Source organism: Pseudomonas sp. AF32 (genome assembly GCF_022342325.2).
GTDB lineage: Bacteria > Pseudomonadota > Gammaproteobacteria > Pseudomonadales > Pseudomonadaceae > Aquipseudomonas > Aquipseudomonas uvaldensis.
In genome coordinates this window covers 45365-65821 of the sequence record NZ_RQJK02000005.1, presented here as the reverse complement: position 1 = coordinate 65821, position 20457 = coordinate 45365, and the positions used below count along the sequence as shown (strand labels likewise).

21 protein-coding genes are annotated in these 20457 nt (G+C 62.0%); 13 read left to right on the top strand and 8 right to left on the bottom strand.

Annotated features, from left to right (window positions below; translation table 11 throughout):
* The first annotated feature begins 100 nt into the window (after positions 1-100).
* From hyi to EGM97_RS06380, 8 genes are all read left to right on the top strand, one after another.
* Positions 101-883, top strand: a complete 783-nt coding sequence (hyi, locus tag EGM97_RS06415; protein ID WP_238965471.1) for a hydroxypyruvate isomerase — start codon at positions 101-103, stop codon at positions 881-883.
* A 156-nt stretch (positions 884-1039) separates the two neighbouring features.
* A complete protein-coding gene (locus EGM97_RS06410) occupies positions 1040-1930 on the top strand; it encodes a 2-hydroxy-3-oxopropionate reductase (protein ID WP_238965472.1) in 891 nt (296 codons plus the stop codon).
* A gap of 146 nt (positions 1931-2076) precedes the next feature.
* Positions 2077-3357 carry a glycerate kinase type-2 family protein gene (locus tag EGM97_RS06405; RefSeq protein ID WP_238965473.1) on the top strand — a complete coding sequence of 427 codons (1281 nt, stop codon included), beginning with the start codon at positions 2077-2079 and terminating at the stop codon, positions 3355-3357.
* The gene (gene pyk, locus EGM97_RS06400) at positions 3347-4762 is read left to right on the top strand and encodes a pyruvate kinase (RefSeq protein ID WP_238965474.1); all 1416 of its coding nucleotides are present in this window, start codon (positions 3347-3349) and stop codon (positions 4760-4762) included. Before EGM97_RS06405 ends, pyk begins: the two co-directional genes overlap by 11 nt.
* A 120-nt stretch (positions 4763-4882) precedes the next feature.
* Entirely contained in the window at positions 4883-5785 is a 903-nt protein-coding gene (locus EGM97_RS06395) for an urea transporter (protein ID WP_238965475.1), read from the top strand.
* Positions 5786-5805: 20 nt separating this feature from the next.
* On the top strand, positions 5806-6630 hold the full coding sequence (locus tag EGM97_RS06390) for an ion transporter (RefSeq protein ID WP_238965476.1): 825 nt from the start codon (positions 5806-5808) through the stop codon (positions 6628-6630).
* A gap of 92 nt (positions 6631-6722) precedes the next feature.
* A complete protein-coding gene (locus EGM97_RS06385; RefSeq protein WP_238965477.1) occupies positions 6723-7721 on the top strand; it encodes a sulfate ABC transporter substrate-binding protein in 999 nt (332 codons plus the stop codon).
* Between the two features lie 165 nt (positions 7722-7886).
* On the top strand, positions 7887-9074 hold the full coding sequence (locus EGM97_RS06380; protein ID WP_238965478.1) for an MFS transporter: 1188 nt from the start codon (positions 7887-7889) through the stop codon (positions 9072-9074).
* Between the two features lie 50 nt (positions 9075-9124).
* Here the strand turns inward: EGM97_RS06380 and EGM97_RS06375 are convergent, their stop codons facing one another.
* The 4 genes from EGM97_RS06375 to EGM97_RS06360 all read right to left on the bottom strand — a co-directional run bounded on the left by EGM97_RS06375 (position 9125) and on the right by EGM97_RS06360 (position 12472).
* Positions 9125-9316, bottom strand: a complete 192-nt coding sequence (locus tag EGM97_RS06375) for a PLDc N-terminal domain-containing protein (protein WP_053149901.1) — start codon at positions 9314-9316, stop codon at positions 9125-9127.
* A gap of 70 nt (positions 9317-9386) precedes the next feature.
* Complete coding sequence (locus EGM97_RS06370) at positions 9387-9917, bottom strand: hypothetical protein (protein WP_238965479.1); 531 nt, start codon at positions 9915-9917, stop codon at positions 9387-9389.
* Positions 9918-10031: 114 nt separating this feature from the next.
* Entirely contained in the window at positions 10032-10550 is a 519-nt protein-coding gene (locus EGM97_RS06365; protein WP_053149895.1) for an ankyrin repeat domain-containing protein, read from the bottom strand.
* A gap of 95 nt (positions 10551-10645) precedes the next feature.
* Positions 10646-12472 (bottom strand): long-chain-acyl-CoA synthetase, encoded by a 1827-nt coding sequence (locus tag EGM97_RS06360; protein ID WP_238965480.1) that lies wholly within the window; start codon positions 12470-12472, stop codon positions 10646-10648.
* Positions 12473-12822: 350 nt separating this feature from the next.
* On the opposite strand from EGM97_RS06360, the gene EGM97_RS06355 reads away from it, so the two are divergent.
* Positions 12823-13101 (top strand): DUF3509 domain-containing protein, encoded by a 279-nt coding sequence (locus EGM97_RS06355; RefSeq protein ID WP_053149889.1) that lies wholly within the window; start codon positions 12823-12825, stop codon positions 13099-13101.
* A 133-nt stretch (positions 13102-13234) separates the two neighbouring features.
* Here the strand turns inward: EGM97_RS06355 and EGM97_RS06350 are convergent, their stop codons facing one another.
* From EGM97_RS06350 to aroC, 3 genes are read right to left on the bottom strand one after another with little or no spacing between them, the layout of a single operon-like run.
* Entirely contained in the window at positions 13235-13780 is a 546-nt protein-coding gene (locus tag EGM97_RS06350) for a 1,2-dihydroxy-3-keto-5-methylthiopentene dioxygenase (protein ID WP_238965481.1), read from the bottom strand.
* Between the two features lie 34 nt (positions 13781-13814).
* Entirely contained in the window at positions 13815-14960 is a 1146-nt protein-coding gene (locus EGM97_RS06345) for an MFS transporter (protein WP_238965482.1), read from the bottom strand.
* A 34-nt stretch (positions 14961-14994) separates the two neighbouring features.
* Positions 14995-16086 (bottom strand): chorismate synthase, encoded by a 1092-nt coding sequence (aroC, locus tag EGM97_RS06340; protein WP_238965483.1) that lies wholly within the window; start codon positions 16084-16086, stop codon positions 14995-14997.
* Positions 16087-16212: 126 nt separating this feature from the next.
* On the opposite strand from aroC, the gene EGM97_RS06335 reads away from it, so the two are divergent.
* Together EGM97_RS06335 and EGM97_RS06330 are read left to right on the top strand one after the other, a co-directional pair.
* Positions 16213-17166, top strand: coding sequence for an alpha/beta hydrolase (locus tag EGM97_RS06335; protein ID WP_238965484.1), 954 nt, complete (start codon positions 16213-16215; stop codon positions 17164-17166).
* A 98-nt stretch (positions 17167-17264) separates the two neighbouring features.
* On the top strand, positions 17265-18053 hold the full coding sequence (locus tag EGM97_RS06330; RefSeq protein ID WP_238965485.1) for a hypothetical protein: 789 nt from the start codon (positions 17265-17267) through the stop codon (positions 18051-18053).
* Between the two features lie 170 nt (positions 18054-18223).
* On the opposite strand, the gene prmB is transcribed toward EGM97_RS06330, so the two are convergent.
* Entirely contained in the window at positions 18224-19132 is a 909-nt protein-coding gene (gene prmB / locus EGM97_RS06325; protein ID WP_238965486.1) for a 50S ribosomal protein L3 N(5)-glutamine methyltransferase, read from the bottom strand.
* Between the two features lie 254 nt (positions 19133-19386).
* Here prmB and EGM97_RS06320 point away from each other — a divergent pair, with 254 nt between their 5' ends.
* Positions 19387-19977 carry a cysteine hydrolase family protein gene (locus EGM97_RS06320; RefSeq protein ID WP_238965487.1) on the top strand — a complete coding sequence of 197 codons (591 nt, stop codon included), beginning with the start codon at positions 19387-19389 and terminating at the stop codon, positions 19975-19977.
* Between the two features lie 121 nt (positions 19978-20098).
* Positions 20099-20419 (top strand): hypothetical protein, encoded by a 321-nt coding sequence (locus EGM97_RS06315; RefSeq protein ID WP_238965488.1) that lies wholly within the window; start codon positions 20099-20101, stop codon positions 20417-20419.
* Positions 20420-20457: the final 38 nt, after the last annotated feature.

Here is a 20457-nt window from a genome sequence, read left to right as displayed (position 1 = left end):
GAAAGCGGCGTATCAGCTACACATATGTCACCTGACACACCGCTTTCGCGAGCAAGCCCGCTCCCACAGGGGGCCTTGAAAATATTCACAGGAGACCACCATGCCCCGTTTCGCAGCCAACCTGTCCATGCTCTTCACCGAGCAGGATTTCCTCGCCCGTTTCGAAGCGGCCGCCAAGGCCGGTTTCACGGGTGTGGAATACCTGTTCCCCTACGACTACAGCTCCGCCGAGCTCAAGGCCCTGCTCGATGCCAATGGCCTGACCCAGGTGTTGTTCAACCTCCCCGCCGGCGATTGGGCCAAGGGCGAGCGCGGTATCGCCTGCCTGCCGGACCGGGTCGAGGAGTTTCGCGCCGGCGTCGACCTGGCGATCGCCTATGCCAAGGTATTGGGCAATACCCAGGTCAACTGCCTGTCCGGGATTCGCCCGCAGAACTGCAACGAAAGCCTGGTGGAGAAAACCTTCGTCGCCAACCTCAAGTACGCGGCCGAAAAGCTGCAAGCGGCGGGCATCAAATTGGTGATGGAAGCCATCAACACACGCGACATCCCCGGCTTCTACCTGAACAACACGGCCCAGGCCCTGTCGATCCGCGAACAGGTCGGCAGCACCAACCTGTTCCTGCAATACGACATCTACCACATGCAAATCATGGAAGGCGATCTGGCCCGCACGCTGCAATCGCACCTGGCCGAGATCAACCACGTGCAACTGGCGGACAACCCAGGGCGCTATGAGCCGGGCACGGGCGAGATCAACTATCGCTTTCTGTTCGAACACCTGGACCGCATCGGTTACCAGGGTTGGGTTGGTTGCGAGTACAAACCACTGACCACCACCGAAGCGGGCCTGGGATGGCTGAAGACCCATAACGCGATCTGACACGGATCTTTCCTTGTGGGAGCGGGCTTGCTCGCGAAAGCGGTGGGTCAGATAACACATCTGTGACTGATACACCGCTTTCGCGAGCAAGCCCGCTCCCACAGAAAAGCAGTTCTCCATTTGCCTGAGCGGCGATAACAACAAGAGGATTTTCCCATGGCTAAAATCGGATTCATCGGCACCGGCATCATGGGCCACCCAATGGCACTGAACCTGCAAAAGGCCGGGCACAGCCTGTTCCTGTCCCAGCACCACGACCAGGCCCCGGATGGTTTGCTGGCCGGCGGCGCCGTGGCCCTGGCCAATCCGAAAGAGGTTGCCCAGGAAGCCGAGTTCATCATCGTCATGGTGCCCGACACCCCCCAGGTCGACGACGTGTTGTTTCGCGCCGATGGCGTGGCGGCCGGTGTCGGCGCGGGCAAGGTAGTGATCGACATGAGTTCGATCTCCCCCTCCGCCACCAAGGCGTTCGCGGCGAAGATCAACGAAAAAGGCGCGCAATACCTCGATGCCCCGGTGTCCGGCGGTGAAGTCGGCGCCAAGGCCGCGACCCTGAGTATCATGGTCGGCGGCGACAGCGCTGCATTCGAACGCGCCCTGCCGCTGTTCCAGGCCATGGGCAAGAACATCACCCTGGTGGGCGGCAACGGCGACGGCCAGACCGCCAAGGTCGCCAACCAGATCATCGTGGCGCTGAACATCCAGGCCGTGGCCGAAGCCCTGCTCTTCGCCTCGAAGAACGGCGCCGACCCGGCCAAGGTTCGCGAAGCGCTGATGGGCGGTTTTGCCTCGTCGAAGATCCTCGAAGTGCACGGCGAGCGCATGATCAAGGGCACCTTCGACCCGGGCTTCCGCATCAGCCTGCACCAGAAGGACCTGAACCTGGCCCTGCAAGGCGCCAGGGAGTTGAACATCAACCTGCCCAACACCGCCAATGCCCAACAGGTATTCAGCACCTGCGCAGCGATGGGTGGCAGCAACTGGGATCACTCGGCGTTGATCAAGGGGTTGGAGCATATGGCCAACTTCTCGATCCGCGATAACTGAACCACCATAAAACCCTGTGGGAGCGGGCTTGCTCGCGAAAGCAATCGACCTGTCACTGAGTATTGACTGACACACCGCTTTCGCGAGCAAGCCCGCTCCCACAAGGGTTCTGCGTTGAATTCAAATAATAAGAACGGGAGCCCGCCATGTCGGTCGATCCGCAACAACTGCTCCGCGAGCTGTTTGCCACAGCCATCGACGCGGCGCATCCGCAGCATGTCCTTGAACAGTACCTGCCCGCCGACCGCAGCGGTCGGGTCATCGTCATCGGTGCCGGCAAGGCCGCCGCCGCGATGGCGCAGGTGGTCGAGCGTTGCTGGCAGGGTGAAGTCACCGGCCTGGTGGTGACCCGCTACGGCCATGGCGCACCCTGTCAGAGAATCGAGGTGGTGGAAGCCGCCCACCCGGTGCCCGACGCCGCAGGGCTGGCGGTGGCTGGGCGGGTGCTGGAACTGGTCAGCAATCTGAATGAAGACGACCGGGTGATCTTCCTGCTGTCCGGAGGCGGCTCGGCCTTGCTGGCGCTGCCGGCCGCCGGCATCACGCTGGCCGACAAACAGTCGATCAACAAAGCCTTGCTCAAGTCCGGCGCCACCATTGGCGAGATGAACTGCGTGCGCAAGCATCTATCGGCCATCAAGGGCGGCCGCCTGGCCAAGGCCTGCTGGCCGGCGACGGTCTACACCTACGCGATTTCCGATGTACCGGGCGACCTCGCCACGGTTATCGCCTCCGGCCCTACCGTGGCCGACCCCAGCACATCGGCCGAAGCACTGGCGATCCTCAAGCGCTACGACATCGAAGTCCCGGCCTCGGTGCGCCACTGGCTGCTGAGTCCTGAATCGGAAACCGTCAAGCCCGGCGACCCGAGCCTGGCCCGCAGCCACTTCCAACTGATCGCCCGTCCCCAGCAATCGCTGGAGGCCGCCGCGGTGAAGGCTCGCCAGGCCGGTTTCAGCCCGTTGATCCTCGGCGACCTGGAAGGTGAATCGCGGGAAGTGGCGAAAGTCCACGCCGGTATCGCCCGGCAAATCGTTCAGCATGGCCAGCCCCTGGCAGCGCCGTGCGTGATCCTCTCCGGTGGCGAAACCACGGTCACTGTGCGCGGTAACGGTCGCGGTGGCCGCAATGCCGAGTTCCTGCTGAGCCTGACCGACAGCCTCAAGGGCTACCCCGGCATCTACGCACTGGCCGGCGACACGGACGGCATCGACGGCTCCGAAGATAACGCCGGGGCCATCATGACCCCGGACAGCTACCAGCGCGCCGCCGAGCTGGGCCTGAACGCCAGCGACGAGTTGGACAACAACAATGGCTATGGTTATTTCGCCGCGCTGGACGCGCTGATCGTCACCGAGCCGACCCGCACCAACGTCAACGACTTGCGCGCCATTCTGATTCTCGAGAACCCCACACATGACGCCTGACAAAAAGGTCAAGATCCTCGCCACCCTCGGCCCCGCAACCCGTGGCAAGGACGACATCCGCGAACTGGTGGAGGCCGGCGTGAACATCTTCCGCCTGAACTTCAGCCACGGCGAGCATGCCGACCACGCCAGGCGCTACCACTGGATTCGAGAGGTCGAACAGCAACTCAACTATCCGCTGGGCATCCTCATAGACCTGCAAGGCCCGAAACTGCGAGTCGGTCGCTTCGTCGAGGGCAAGGTGCAACTGCAACGCGGCCAAGCGTTCCGCCTGGACCTGGATGCCACGCCCGGCGATCAACGGCGGGCCAACCTGCCCCATCCGGAGATCATCGCGGCCCTGGAGCCGGGCATGGACTTGCTGCTGGATGACGGCAAGCTGCGTCTGCGCGTCATCGCCCGGCATGCGGATGCCATCGACACCGAGGTGCTCAACGGAGGCGAGCTGTCAGATCGCAAAGGTGTGAACGTGCCCCAGGCCGTACTCGACCTGAGCCCGCTGACGGCCAAGGACCGCCGTGACCTGAGCTTCGGCCTGGAACTGGGCGTGGACTGGGTGGCCCTGTCGTTCGTGCAGCGCCCCGAGGACATCCGCGAAGCCCGCGCATTGATCGGCGACAAGGCGTTCCTGATGGCGAAGATCGAGAAACCTTCAGCGGTCACTCAATTGCGGGAAATCGCCGAGTTGAGCGACGCGATCATGGTTGCCCGCGGCGACCTGGGCGTCGAAGTCCCGGCCGAAAGCGTGCCGCAGATCCAGCAGCGCATCATCGGCACCTGCCGCGCCCTCGGCAAACCGGTGGTGGTGGCGACCCAGATGCTGGAATCGATGCGCTTCTCCCCGGCGCCCACCCGGGCCGAGGTCACCGACGTCGCCAACGCCGTGGCCGAAGGCGCGGATGCGGTGATGCTGTCGGCGGAAACGGCTTCGGGTGAGTATCCGCTGGAAGCCGTGCAGATGATGAGCAAGATCATTCGCCAGGTGGAAAACGGGCCGGACTACCAGGCACAACTGGATGTCAGCCGGCCGAAAGCCGAGGCCACGGTGTCGGACGCCATCAGTTGCGCGATCCGCCGTATCAGCAATGTCCTGCCGGTGGCAGTGCTGGTGAACTACAGCGAGTCGGGCAGCTCCAGTTTGCGGGCGGCGCGGGAGCGGCCCACCGTGCCGATCCTCAACCTCACGCCGAACCTTCAAGCAGCGCGGCGCCTGACGGTGGCCTGGGGCGTGCACTCGGTGGTCAACGATCGGCTGCGGCAGGTGGACGAAGTCTGTTCCACCGCGCTGGAAATCGCTCAGGCCCAAGGCATGGCCCAGCGTGGCGACACCCTGCTGATCACGGCGGGCGTACCGTTTGGCAAGCCGGGGTCGACCAACTCGTTGCGTATCGAGACGTTGATCTAGCGCCTGTACCGGCCTCATCGCGAGCAGGCTCGCTCCCACACAGGACTTGCGGCGCTCAAAAATCCTGTGGGAGCGAGCCTGCTCGCGATGAGGTCAACCCGGTCTATCAGACACCCAAACATGCAAAACACCCATTGCCCCGACTGGGCCACCGCCCTGCTCAACGGCTTCAGCCAGATCTTCCTCCAGCGCCATCCGTTGTGCGGCCTGCTGTGCCTGCTGGCAATCCTGCTCACGGCTCCGTCCCTTTTCGGCGGCGCATTGCTGGGGGGCGTGGCCGGGCTGCTCACCGCTCAACGGCGCGGCTACGCCAAGGCCGATCGACAGGCCGGCCTGTTCAGCTACAACGGCGTGCTGCTGGGGTTGCTGCTGAGCCTTGCCTTGCCCTGGTCGGCCCTGTTGCCGCCCTTGATCATTGCCGGCGGCGGGCTCAGCGCGATGTTGACCCAACAGTGGCTGCATCGCACTCGGGCTCCGCACGGCCTGCCCCCCTACACCGCGCCCTTCGTAGGGCTCGGTTGGTGGCTGCTGAGTCTCGCCCCAACGCTACCCCTGTCCGTGCCGGTTGATGCGACGCTGCTCAATCTGTTGGCCGCCCCATTGAAAGGCCTGGGCCAGGTGATGTTTCTCGATCACCCACTGGCGGGCGCGCTGATTGCGGCTGGCCTGCTGGTTGCGGACCGTCGTGCCGCCGGCTGGGCACTGTTCGGATCGGCGGCCGGGTTTGTATTTACCTGGCTGCACCACGACAGCGAGCAAGCCTTGCTGGGACTCGGTAGCTACAACTGCGCACTGGTGGCGTTGGCCCTCAGCCAACAGCGAGAGCAGCCCTGGTTGCCGCTGGCGGGAATCGTTCTGGCACTGCTGCTTGCGCCGGGCTTTGCCGCCCTCGGCTTGGCGCCGCTGACCGCCCCGTTTATCCTCGCCTGCTGGCTGGTTCGCGCCACGGTTCGGGCCTGGCGCCAGATCCGTCTCGACACCACGCCTTGCACTCTGCGAGACAATCGACCTAGGCTTCGCTGATTCTGACTCGAGCGAAGGTTATGGACAGCAGCAACAATTGGCGTGAACGCCTCTACATCATGATTTTCCAGACCGACACCGTGGCCGGCCGGCGCTTCGACAGCGTATTGCTGTTGATCATCCTTGCCAGCCTCGTGACGGTGATGCTCGACAGCATCGACACCGTGCACAAGAACTACGCGGCGCTGCTGGCTTATATCGAGTGGGGCTTCACCTTCATTTTTCTCGTTGAATATGGCTTGCGCCTGTACTGCTCGCCCCAGCCCCTGCGCTATGCGTTCAGTTTCTACGGTCTGGTAGACCTGTTGGCGATCGTGCCCGGAATCCTGGCTTTGTATTACAGCGATGCCCAGTACCTGCTGATCATCCGGATCATCCGCATGCTGCGGATTTTTCGGGTGCTCAAGCTCAGCCCCTACCTCAAGCAGGCCAACTACCTGATGTCGGCGCTGCGCGGCAGCAAGCAGAAAATCATCGTATTCCTGGTCAGCGTCTCGACGCTGGTGACCGTGTTCGGCACGCTGATGTATGTGATCGAAGGGCCGGAGCATGGTTTCACCAGCATCCCCAAGGGCATCTATTGGGCCATCGTGACCTTGACCACGGTGGGCTTCGGCGACATCGTGCCCAAGACCCCGCTGGGCCAGGTGATCTCATCGCTGGTGATGATCACCGGTTATTCGATCATTGCCGTGCCGACCGGTATCTTTACAGCCGAATTGGCCACGGCCATGCGCGGCGACCAGCTCAAGCATGATTGCCCGGTGTGCAGCAAAAACAATCACGAGCACGGTGCGGCGTTCTGCTCCCGCTGCGGCAACGCCTTGTTCAAGAAACTGGAATAAGCAAAGCACTTTTTGATGCTTGAAGGTCTATTGGCTAGCCGCTAGTGTCAGCCGGTTGCCCGGAACCCCCTTTCGATAAAAAGGAATTCGCAGTGAAGAACCTCTTTGGCGCCACCCTTCTCGCCGCCGGCCTGACCTTCGGCAGCCTGGCCCACGCCGCCCCGACCTTGCTGAACGTCTCCTACGACGTGATGCGCGATTTCTACAAGGACTACAACGCAGCCTTCCAGAAGCACTGGCAGGCCGAGCACAACGAAAACATCACGGTGCAGATGTCCTTCGGCGGCTCCAGCAAGCAGGCACGCTCGGTGATCGACGGCCTGCCGGCGGATGTCATCACCATGAACATGGCCACCGACATCAATGCCCTGGCGGACAACGGCAAACTGGTGCCGGACAACTGGGTCACCCGCCTGCCGAACAACAGCGCCCCGTTCACCTCGGCCACGGTGTTCATCGTGCGCAAGGGCAACCCCAAGGCCCTGAAAGACTGGCCCGACCTGCTCAAGGATGGCGTGCAGGTGATCGTGCCGAACCCGAAAACCTCCGGCAATGGCCGCTACACCTACCTGTCGGCCTGGAGCTATGTGCTCAAGAACGGTGGCGATGAAACCAAGGCCCGGGACTTCGTCGGCAAGCTGTTCAAGCAGGCCCCGGTATTGGACACCGGTGGCCGCGCCGCGACCACGACGTTCATGACCAACCAGATCGGCGATGTACTGGTGACCTTTGAAAACGAAGCCGAAATGATCGCCCGCGAATTCGGCCGCGATCAGTTCGAGGTGGTCTACCCAAGCGTGTCCGCCGAAGCCGAGCCACCGGTGAGCGTGGTGGACAAGGTCGTCGAGAAAAAAGGCTCCCGCGAGGCCGCCGAGGCGTACCTCAAGTACCTGTGGTCGCCTGAAGGCCAGGAAATTGCGGCTGCCAACTACCTGCGTCCACGGGATCCGGCCGTCCTGGCCAAATACACCGATCGATTCCCGAAAGTGGATTTCCTATCGGTGGAAAAAACTTTCGGCGACTGGCGCACGGTGCAGAAAACTCACTTCAATGACGGTGGGGTTTTCGACCAGATCTATAGCGGACAATAGGAGCTGCTCAGAAAGCGATTGTGGCGAGGGGATTTATCCCCTCGCCACAAATAAATTCTCTCGTCCATCAATGGCAGGCATGTCTGGTATCAGCCACAAAGCCTGTTCCAGAGCCGCGCAACGCTTTAGCCTCACGACCATCCTTTCCCTGCTGTCGAGATTGCCATGAGTGCTCATCCACCCGCCCTCACCCGAGGCATGGTTCTGCTGTTTGCCTTCTGCTGCGGAGCCATCGTTGCCAACATCTACTACGCCCAGCCCATCATCGAACTGATCGCTCCCGACGTCGGCCTGACCAGCACCATGGCCAGTCTGATCGTTTCGCTGACCCAGATCGGTTATGCCCTTGGCCTGTTTTTCCTGGTTCCGCTGGGTGACCTGCTGGAAAACCGGCGGCTGATGATTCTCACGACGGTGGTGGCAATTGCCAGCCTGCTGGGGGCCGCCTTCACCGAGCAGCCGAACGTGTTTCTGCTGGTGTCACTGCTGGTGGGGTTCAGTTCGGTCTCGGTGCAAGTCCTTATCCCTCTGGCTGCGCATCTTGCGCCGGAAGCGTCCCGCGGCCGGGTGGTCGGCGCAATCATGGGGGGATTGCTACTGGGGATTCTGCTGGCGCGGCCGGTTTCCAGCGTCGTCGCCGATCATTTCGGCTGGCGGGCCATGTTCATGAGCGCGGCGGCCTTGATGGCGGCCATCAGCATCGTCCTGGCGTTCACCGTGCCCAAGCGGCAGCCTGACCACAGCGCTACCTATGGACAATTGCTGGGCTCTCTCGGCACCCTTCTGCGCCAGCAACCGCTGCTGCGTCAGCGGGCTTTCTATCAGGCCTGCATGTTCGCCACCTTCAGCCTGTTCTGGACCGCCGTGCCCCTGGAGCTGGCGCGCAACCATGGCCTGAGTCAGAGCGAGATCGCGTTGTTTGCCCTGGTTGGCGCCATCGGGGCCATCGCCGCGCCCATTGCCGGTCGGTTGGCGGATGCCGGCCACACCCGTATCGCTTCGCTGTTGGCGATGCTCTTTGCCAGCCTGAGCTTTCTGCCCGCGTTCATCCATCCGCTCTACAGCGTCATTGGCCTGGCGGTCACGGGCGTGGTATTGGATTTCTGCGTACAGATGAACATGGTCCTGGGCCAGCGCACCATCTATGCCCTCGATGCCAAAAGCCGCAGCCGCCTCAACGCGCTGTACATGACCAGCATCTTCGTCGGCGGCGCCTTCGGTTCATCGATTGCCAGTGCGGTCTATGAGCACGGTGGCTGGCTGTGGGTGGTGATCGTCGGCAGTGCCTTCCCGCTGTTGGCCTTGCTGCGCTTTTTGGGCACTTCGCGCCAACACTCGCTGGCAACAGCCTGACAAGGTGGAGCCCGGCGGCGCGCAAGCCGCCGGGCCGTTTCAGGACGAGGTCAGACCCGTACGTTGCCTCGCGGCCCGGCGATTGCCCAGATAATCAGTCCCAGCACCGGCAGCAGCAGGATCAGCAGCACCCACAGCACTTTCGCGCCGGTTCCGGCGCCGCTCTTGAGCACATTGATAATCGCCCAGATATCGAGCGCCAGGATGATCAGGCCTATCAGGCCGTTGAAAGTGGAACCCATGGTGTCGCTCCCAAATGGTGACATGCACTCTTAGGATAGCGGCGCCCCTATGAGGGTTCCGTTTTCTTGCTTAAACGTGAACCGCGACCTTCAGCGCTTCCAGGGCCGGCGCGGCAGCAATGCCGACCTCGGCACAGAGTTCCAGCACACGCGGCACATCGTTGCCGTACACCAACACCATCTGCAATTCATCGTCGAGCAACTGGCTGAAGTTCATCAGCACGTAACCGCCGTTTTCCTTGTTCAGGCTGCTCATCTGGATCTGGATGCGATTGAGCGCGGTGAGCGGCTCAGTCTTTGCCAGTTGCTTGGGCTTGAGGTTGAACGCCACGCCGGGGCCGAACGAAGCGAGGATCTGTTCGAACAATTGCACATAGGTGTCGGCCTGGAACAGCACGGTGTCCGGCAGGCTGCCCACCACGACCCACTCACCCAGTGGAATCGGAAAGGTGTCGTCGTAATTGATATCCGGATTGGCTGCCAGAAATGCGACCGGATCGGCATAAGCCTGGGCCGCTTCGTCCGCAATCCTCTCGATGTCGGCATCGCCCAGGCAACCGGAGCTGATTTTGCTGATGAGTTCGATGAGTGCGGCTTTCATGGTGAATCCTGTGGCGATGAGAGTTAAGCCGCGCAGGATACCCCATTCGCGGAGGGATCAGGTTGTGGGGGCAAAGCTTGCTCCCACAACCGATGCCAAAAGAGCCATGGAGGTTCAGCCGATCAGTTTTTCCAACTGCGCCGTGGTATCCACCGCGCCCATGGTCCGGGCCGCATCGAGGGCCGAGGCACCATTGGCGTCCTTGGCTTTCGGGTCTGCGCCTTTGCTGATCAGGTAATCGACGATCTGCACCCGGTTGAACATCGCCGCCATCATCAACGCCGTTCGGCCATCGAAGGAAGCGCCTTCCACCTGGGCGCCGCCCTCCACCAGCGCCGTAACCACGGCCAAGTCGCCCTTGAAGGCCGCGCCGGCAATCGGGCTCTGGCCATTGTCGTTGCGTATTTCCGGATCAGCCTTGTGCTCCAGCAACACTTTCACCGTATCCACGTGTCCGTGATAAGCGGCCAGCATCAACAAGGTATCGCCCTTGTGGTTGCGCAGGTTGGGCGGAAGGCCTTTGCTCAACAACGCGGCCATCATGGCGGCGTCGCCCTGGCGTGCCACGTTGAATACCTGCTCGGCAAATTCCGCTGCCTCTTCCGGGGTCATCTGACGGCTTGTATCGGGCATGAGAACACTCCATTCGGGTCTTTGCAAAGCGGCTAGTTTCCGGGGGGACTCCTGCCCTGTCATCCTCTTTTTCCCTGTACCGGCCATAGCCGGAATCAATAGCGGTATTGCCCACCCTGGATCTGCGTCGCCAACTGCCGGTCGACACGCACGTAGGTTCCGGTGCCGGGCAACCAGGCATAGACCGGCTCCTCGCCCGTGACGCAAGGGTCGAACGCTTCGCTGCGCAGGCGGGTCTTCTGATATTTGAAAGTGCCGGTGGTGTCCATCTTCACTTTGATACGCAAGAACAGCGGTACCGCATAGGGTGGCAACCGGCCTTGCAGGAACTGGAGCAACTCGCTGAAATCCAGGGTCGCCAGGGATTCGGCCGGGGTGATCGCCGCCATGCCGGCGCGCCCGTTGGTGCCGGCGATTTCCACACCGTAGGCCACTGCCTCGGCCACCTGCGGATGCTGCAGCAGGACATTTTCGACTTCCGTGGTGGAGACGTTTTCACCTTTCCAACGGAACGTGTCGCCCAGGCGGTCGACGAACTGCCCATGCCCAAAGCCGATATTGCGCAGCAGGTCACCGGTGTTGAAATAACGGTCGCCGGGCACGAAGACGTCCCGGTAGACGGTTTTTTCGGTCTTGGCCGGATCGGTATAGCCGTCCAGGGGCGCCTTGTCGTCGATCTTCGCCAGCAACAGGCCCGGTTGCCCCTTGGGCACCTTTTGCATGCGCCCTTGCAGGTTGCGCAACGGCGTCCCGCTGTCGTGGTCGTACCGCACCAGCTCCCAGCCCATGAGGGAGAAACCGACGGTGTTGTCGAAATTCAGCACGTTGGTAAAACCGATGTTGCCGTCGCTGGCGGCATACAACTCGCAGATATGCTCGATGCCGAAACGCGTCTTGAAGGTCGACCAGACGCCTGGACGCAAGCCGTTGCCAATCATCTTCCTGACTTCATGCCGGCGGTCTTCGACACTGGCGGGCTGATCCACCAGGTAGCGACACAACTCACCGACATACCCCAGGGTGGTCGCCCGATAACGGCGTACATCGCTCCAGAACTGGCTGGCGCTGAACTTGCGCCGGATGGCGAACCCCGAGGCACCGCAAATCGCCGCCCCCCAACAGACACACAGCCCTGTAGCGTGGTACAGCGGCAGGGTGCAATAGAGAATGTCGTGCGGCTGCATGTCCAGGGCGATCAAGCCGAAGCTGGTGGAGGTGCGCATCCAGCGACCGTGGCGGAACACGCCGGCCTTGGGCAACCCGGTGGTGCCCGAGGTGTAGAGGTAAAAACAGGGATCGTTGAAAAACACCTGCCGGCTGCTGGACGGGTTGTCGCCCGGATAGCCCTGGCTGCTGCCCATCAGGTCGACGAATCCCTCGGGAACCCCTGTGCCTTGTTCATCCGCGACCCACCAGGTGCGAGCGCTCGACAGTGCGGTTCGGCTTCGCACGTCGTTGTAGGCCGGGACGCGCTCGTCCCCCACCACCACCGCGACTGGCGCGACCAGCGCCAGGCTGTGCACCAGTGCATCTCCCGTCTGCGAAGTATTGACCATGGCACTGACCGCCCCGACCTTCGCCACGGCCAGCACCGTCACCAGCAGTTGCGGACGGTTTTCCAGGAATACAGCAACGCAATCCCCCTTGCCGATGCCCTGTGCCAAGAGGTAATGGGCCATGCGATTGGCCTGCTCGTTGACCTGCATATAGCTCAGGGACAGGTCACCCCACAACAATGCCGGCCCCAGGGGATTGCGTTGCGCGGCTTGTTCGAAACACCACCCCAGGCCACACGGCTGGGCCGGATCCCGCACGTTGGCAAGCTTCAGGCCCTTGACGATCCGGGGAATGGCCCTGGCAAGGGTGGGCAGCTTGCGCAGCATCATGCCCCAGGTAATGGCGTCGCTGGGTGTACGACTCATGAAACTCCCCGTTCGACCTCGCGGGCCTCGGTTCTTGGCATCGGATGGAAGTGATTTGCGCTCGAAATTACGCCAGGGATTCCGGCGCTGTACATGCGGTTTTTGCAATGTTTTGTATCCATTGCTCGGCGCAGGCGAAGCGTGAGCGCCGGAGGCTCATTTGGTTCCAAAAATAATTGCCAGACCACGCAAAATGCAGGATGCACGATGGCCATTCATGCAAGATGCACGAAAGCGAAAAACAGCGAGGTTTATAACTTATTGTTTTTAAAGGATTTTAGTGCCAGCCACAGACTGGCACAGACGCTGCAACAGGTTCTCCACGGTTTGCCACACCATGGAGCAGTCACATGAATATGATTCAAGAAAAATTTGCATCCCTGTTTTCCAACTACGAAGTCACCACACAGGCACGCCCGGATGGCGGCATTCTGCTGACCCTGCGCAACAGCGAAGGCAAACTGTTCAAACGCACGATTTCCTACGCTCAGTTGCACGCCGGGGACCAGTTGTCCTGGGCCATCAGCGCAATCCGTCGTGACCTGGCCGAACAGGCCAGCGAGCTGCCACAGATCACCCTGCTGCAGAGTCAGCATCGCTTCGCATTGCCGACCTACCACAGCGCCTGAATAGATTGGAAACAGTGACTGAGGGAAGCGAGCTCGCGATAGCGATGGGTCAGTTGAGGCATTTGTCTCTGACACTCCGCCTTCGCGAGCAAGCCCGCTCCCACATGGTTTGCGGGAGGCGCTCCCACAGGTTTCAGTCTTCTAAAATCGGGAACTGGCTGGCGATTTCATCGCCGGTGAACGTCTCTTCCCACCCCCTGGAATCGTCGCGCAAGCGAATCGCCATGAAATGCGGGTGTTCGCCCGCGTCGAACCAGTGTGGTGTGCCGGCCGGCAGGGTGATCAAGTCGTTCTTTTCACACAGCACCGCATACACGTAGTCGTCCAGATGCAGGCTGAACAAGCCACGCCCCGAGACGAAGAACCGTGTCTCTTCCCCGGCATAGCAATGCTCCCTCAGAAACCTGGCGCGCAGTTCGGCTTTTTGCGGGTAGTCACTGTCGAGGCTGATGAGATCCACCGAGACATCGCTACGCTCGGCCTTGAATGCGTCGATCTGCATCTGATAACCCGCGATGACCTCAGTCTGGCTGGCACCGGCCTGGAGTTTCGTCGTGGGTTGCCAGCGATCGAAGCGAATGCCTTTCTCAGCCAGGGTCGCGACGATGTCCTCGAAATGCGTCAACACCTTGTTCGGGATCTCGGGACTTGAGACGTGATAAACGGACAGGCTGCTCATGACAATGGCTCCAGCAAATTAACGGTTCGAAGGCTCATGGCCTGTCTTCTTGCATGCGTACGGCAATGAGGACGGCTGCCGCAAAGGCCGCGAGGCTGGCGATGTTGAACGTCCAGCTGGCACCCAGGGCGGTCCAGCTGTAGCCGGAATACAACGCACCCAACGCCCCGCCCGTTCCGGCCAGCGCCGCGTACAACGCCTGGCCCTGACCTTGCTGGCGTGGACCGAAACTACGTTGCACGAAATGAATGGCGGCGGCGTGAAAGCTGCCGAAGGTGGCGGCGTGCAAAACCTGGGCAAACAGCAGCACCCAGAGGAACTCCGCCAGGGATCCCAGCAGCAACCAGCGCAATGCCGCCAGCAGAAAGCTCGCCAACAGCACCCGGCGCACGGAAAATCGCGCCAGGATCCGGCTCATCAACAGGAATATCAGGACTTCAGCCACCACGCCAACGGCCCAGAGCACACCGATCAAGCCGCGACTGTAGCCCAGGTGCTCCAGGTGCAAGGTCAGGAAGGTGTAGTACGGTCCATGGCTCACCTGCATCAGGCCGACACAGACATAAAACGCGAGGACGCCCGGGTTGCACAACTGCCGCAGAAAGCCATCCCCTGCCACACGCGGCCCTTGCATCGGCTGGGCATTGGGCACCCAGAAACTGGCAAGCACGATACCGCTCATGATCAGCACCAGCGCCACCGGGTAGATGTCCAGGCTCAACCATTCGAACAACCGCCCAAGCGCAACCACCGTGATGATGAAGCCGATGGAGCCCCACAGGCGAATCTGGCTGTAGCGCGACGCTTGCCCGCTCAAGTGAGCCAGAGTGATGACTTCGAACTGCGGTAGCACGGCATGCCAGAAGAAGGCATGCAATGCCATGACCATGGCCAGCCAGGCGTAGCTCTTGTGGATGAAGATCAGCGAAAAAGTCAGCAGCGTACAGATCGCACCAAAACGCACGATCACCAGGCGCTGGCCAGTGTAATCCCCCAGCCATCCCCAAATGTTCGGCGCCACGCAACGCATCAGCATGGGAATCGCCACCAGCTCGCCGATGCGCGCCGCATTGAACCCCAGGTGATCGAAATACAGCGCCAGGAACGGCGCCGTCGATCCGAGCAACGCGAAATAGAACAGGTAGAAACTGGAGAGCCGCCAGTACGGCAGTGCCGCCATGCCCGTCAGGCCACGGCGCTCGGCCAGTCAGCCATCAAAGCTGACCCAGCGCCGGGGTGGCGACCCGCACATCGGCGTTCTGGCCACGGTGGCGCAACAGGTGATCCATCAGCACGATCGCCATCATCGCCTCGGCAATCGGCGTGGCACGGATGCCGACGCACGGGTCGTGGCGGCCCTTGGTGATGACTTCCACCGGGTTGCCGTGGATATCGATGGAACGACCCGGCGTGGTGATGCTGGACGTGGGCTTGAGGGCCAGGTGCGCCACGATCGGCTGACCCGAGGAAATTCCGCCGAGAATGCCACCGGCGTTGTTGCTCAGGAAACCTTCGGGGGTCAGTTCGTCGCGGTGCTCGGTCCCGCGCTGGGAAACACAGGCGAAACCGGCGCCGATTTCCACACCCTTCACCGCGTTGATACTCATCAGCGCGTGGGCCAGTTCGGCGTCGAGGCGGTCGAAGATCGGCTCACCGAGTCCCGGCATCACGCCCTCGGCCACGACGGTGATCTTCGCGCCGACCGAATCCTGGTCCCGGCGCAGTTGGTCCATGTAGGCCTCCAGCTCCGGCACCTTGTCCGGATCGGGGCTGAAAAACGCGTTCTGCTCCACCGAGTCCCAAGTCTTGAACGGGATTTCGATAGGGCCCAACTGGCTCATATAGCCGCGAATCACGATGCCCTGGCTGGCCAGGTACTTCTTGGCAATCGCCCCGGCCGCCACGCGCATGGCGGTTTCCCGAGCCGAACTGCGGCCACCGCCACGGTAGTCGCGCTCACCGTACTTGTGGTGGTAGGTGTAGTCGGCGTGGGCCGGGCGAAACAGATCCTTGATGGCCGAGTAGTCCTTGGACTTCTGGTCGGTGTTGCGGATCAGCAGGCCGATGGCGCAGCCAGTGGTACGGCCTTCGAACACACCGGACAGGATTTCGACTTCGTCAGCCTCCTGGCGCTGGGTGGTGTGGCGGCTGGTGCCAGGCTTGCGGCGGTCCAGGTCACGCTGCAGGTCCTCCAGGGAAATCTCCAGGCCCGGCGGGCAGCCGTCGACAATGGCGACCAACGCCGGGCCATGGCTTTCGCCCGCGGTGGTGACAGTGAACAGCTTGCCGTAGGTATTGCCGGACATGCAGGGAGCTCCGAGAAATCGCCGATTCGTAATGGCCGCCAGTATACGCAGGCTCCCGGCTTAGTTCATCCTCGAACCTTATCGGTGGCCGCCAGTCCAACCGGCACCTTCGCAACTAATGGCTTGATGATGTTAAAGCTGCTTGTTTTGTGCCTTACCCTCTTTTCCGGCCTGGCCCAGGCCGTGGTGTTGCAACGTCCCATCAGCCTCGACACGGGCAACGGCGAGCTGTTCGGCTCGTTGCTGTTGCCCAAGTCCGACACACCGGTGCCGGTTGTCCTGATCATTTCCGGGTCGGGTCCTACGGATCGTGACGGAAACAACCCCGAGGGCGGTCGCAACGACAGCCTCAAGCGCCTGGCCTGGGTACTGGCCAGGCACAACATCGCCAGCGTGCGCTACGACAAACGCGGCGTGGCCGCCAGCCTTGCCGCAACGCCGGACGAACGCAACCTGAGCGTCGAAGCCTACGTGGCCGATGCCGTGGCCTGGAGCCGCAAACTCGCCGCCGACCCGCGGATGGGCCCGTTGATTCTGCTGGGCCACAGCGAAGGCGCGCTGATTGCCAGCCTCGCCGCGCCCCGGGCCCATGCGGCGGCGGTGATTTCGCTGTCCGGCAGCGCCCGGCCGATCGATCAGGTGCTGCGCCAACAACTGAGCCAGCGCCTGCCGCCGCCCCTGATGCTGCGCAGTAACGAACTGCTCGACAGCCTCAAGGCAGGCCGTCTGGATGGGAACGTGCCGGCGCAGTTGCAATTCATTTTTCGCCCCAGCGTCCAGCCGTACCTGATTTCGCTGTTTCGCCAGGACCCCGCCCAAGCTTTCGCCGCGCTTAAAGTACCGGCGCTGATCGTCCAGGGCAGCCATGACATCCAGGTCGGCGTCGAGGACGCCAGGCAATTGAAGGCCGCCAAACCCGACGCCGAACTGGCACTGATTGAAGGCATGAACCACGTGATGCGCATCGTGCCCAACGACGTGAAACGGCAACTGGACTCCTACAAGGACCCCAACCTGCCCCTCGCGGCCGAGCTGGGCACCCGCATCGTGGGTTTTATCGGCTCGATCGCGCCCCATTGAACAAGTTGGCACTGAAGTCCTGACGAGAATGGCCGATAAACCGGTGTCGGACAGCGCATTGACTGTCGACAAGCCGGCCTGGACAGGATTTCGCCGTTATGACTGACACTGAAGCTACACCCGACACCACCGCCGAGACGCCCGCCCCAGCAGTGGCGGAGCTGCCTTGGGCGGACGTGCAGGCCGAGCACCATAAGATGCTCCGGCTGGCCCCGCTCAAGACCGACCGTGCCACGGGTGCGCGGCCGCTGCGGTTCGTCGAATTCAACTATGCCGAGCGCCACAGCAAGGAGCGCAGTTTGCTGCGCATGAGCGTTCAGTTGCCGGGCCAGCGGGTGCGCAAGGAGCAGAATCATCTGGACGTCTGGGCCGACCATGTCGAGAAACGCCTGCATTTTTCTCCTGACAGCCTGCAAGTCGAGCCGTTGAATCGCGGCCTTGGCCGCTTCCTCGCCGCCCAGGCCATCACCTGGGCCAAGAAACGCTGGTCGGGCTATCGAGTGGAAGGCACCGACCTGAATAACAAGGACGCCCTGAACGAAGACACCCGCCTGCGCCGCGATCACTTCCTGAAGGCCCATGGTTTTGCGGTGGTCTACGCCGACGCCCAGCATCTCAAGGGCAGCGTCAAGCAAGTCCAGGTCGGTGACCTGGTGGGGGATTGGAACACCGAGAAGGTGCAGTTCGTGGAAATCCTCGAAGCCGCGCAGATGCTGCAACAAGCCGAGCAGAACCTGGCGGAACAGGAAGTCAAACTGCAGAAGCAGGAAGAACGGGTTTCCAAGTTCAAGCGCGAAGACGCCGGCCTGCGTTTCACCATCACCTGCCTGGTGGCCTTTGCCATGTTCCAGGCGGGGCTGTTGATCTGGATTGCGACGCGGCACTGATTGAGGGCTGCTTGAAACATAACCCGTGGCGAGGGGATTTATCCCCGTTGGGCTGCGCAGCAGCCCCCGCAAATTTCCTGCTACACCGCGTGGACAGGTTTGGGGGCGCTTCGCACCCCAACGGGGATAAATCCCCTCGCCACAAGGACAGTTCCGTCAGCTCACTCGGGTCAAACCCGCGAAGCAAACAACGCCTGATGCTGGCGGCACTGTTCGGCGCTGAGCATGAACACGCCATGGCCGCCGCGCTCGAACTCCAGCCAGGCAAAATCGACTTCCGGATACAGCGCTTCGACGTGAACCTGGCTGTTGCCCACTTCAACGATCAACAACCCCTTCTCGGTCAAATGATCGGCCGCCTCGGCCAGCATCCGGCGGACCAGGTTCAAGCCATCGTCGCCACAAGCCAGCCCGAGCGCCGGTTCGTGCTGGTACTCCTGGGGCATGTCGGCGAAATCTTCCGCATCGACGTAGGGCGGATTCGACACGATGAGGTCGAAACGCTGCCCCGGCAGACCGTCGAAACCATCGCCCTGCACCGTAAACACACGCTCGTCGACGCCGTGACGCTCGATGTTCTGGTTGGCGACTTCCAGCGCTTCGAACGACAGGTCCGCCAGCACCACCTCGGCCTCCGGGAACTCGTAGGCACAGGCGATGCCGATGCAGCCCGACCCGGTGCAAAGGTCGAGGATTCTCGCAGGCTCCTGGGCCAGCCAGGGCTCGAAGCGTTTCTCGATCAACTCACCGATGGGCGAGCGCGGAATGAGCACGCGCTCGTCGACGATGAAAGACATTCCGCAGAACCAGGCCTCCCCCAGCAGATAAGCCGTCGGGATGCGGTCGGCGATACGTCGATGCAACAGGCGCTGTACATGGACCAGCTCATCGTCTTCGAGCCGGCAGTCCAGGTAGCTGTCAGAGATTTCCCAAGGCAGATGCAGCGCGCCCAACACCAATTGCCGGGCTTCATCCCAGGCGTTGTCGGTGCCATGGCCGAAAAACAGATCCTCCCCATGAAAACGGCTGACGGCCCAACGGATATGGTCGCGCAGGGTGCGAAGGCGGGAAGTGATCACGGCGGCAAACTCCAGAAAAAACGACTGGCGAGTCTAACAGCCAAACACGCCCTCACCCAAACCGGCCTCAAGGACGACCGAAAAACGCCAGGGCGACCGTAGGATCTTTCCATTTTTTGAGCTACCTATTGAACACCACAGGCATCTTGACAAGGCTGTAGGCCAGCAACGGCGGCCCTTGCGATGGAAGCGATTCACAGAACCGCTCAGCCAGAGGACAATGTCGCAAAAGCCCCACCCGAAGGAGCCCCAGAATGTCCGTTCCAAAAACGATGTTTCAACTCAGCGGCCGTGGTTACGCGGCGGCCAACCTGAGTCAAGCGACCCTGATCATCATCGATGCCCAGAAGGAATACCTCGCCGGGCCCCTGGCCCTGAGCGGCATGGATGCAGCGGTCGCGAACATCAAGCAATTGCTCCGCGCGGCCCGTGCCGCCGGCCGCCCGATCGTGCATGTGCGTCACCTGGGCACCCATGGCGGGCTCTTCGACCCTCAGGGCGAACGCGGCGAGTTCATCCCGGGGCTCGAACCCCAGGGCGACGAAACCGTTATCGGCAAGTTATTGCCAAGCGCCTTCCACGGCACCGAATTGAAAAAACGCCTGGAAGAGTTCGGCCCACTGGACCTGATCGTCTGCGGATTCATGAGCCATTCCAGCGTCAGCACCACCGTGCGCGCTGCCAAGAACCTCGGTTTTCGCTGCACGCTGGTGGAGGACGCCTGTGCCACCCGCGACCTGCCGCACAAGGGCGGCGTGCTCAGTGCCGAACATGTGCACCAGACCGAGATGGCGATCATGGCGGACAACTTCGCCACGCTGGCCCTGACCCACGACCTCATCTGAATGTTCTTCGATGAGCGGCCCGTTCCGCCGCTCATCCGCAAAAGCCTCTCATTCGCCTGGCCCCCGGAACAACCCGAGCATCTTCCGGTCGAAGGGCCGATACCCACTGAGGAAGGTCGGAATGAAGATATCCGATGGTTTTGACGCACGTCGCTTGCGGCCCAAAGGCCCGAGCAACTGGCGGTTTCGTGTCGGTGCGGCGATCGCCGCGCTCCTGGCAACGCTGGGTATCCTGCTGGCCATGGCCGGTGCCGCCAGCCTGCTGGGCCGCCCGCCCGCGCTGGGCGAGTTGAACGCTACCCCGGTCGGTTCATCGATCATCCTGGCGGTCGGTCTGCTGGTATTGTGGCTGGGCATCTGGCTCTGGCGCCGCTGCCGCCGTCGCGCCCGTCAATCCCTGGAGCTGGCCATGGCTCCCCACCTGATGAAAAAGCACGACTGACCCGCCATTCGACGTTTTGTCGCGCCCGATCCCGCGGG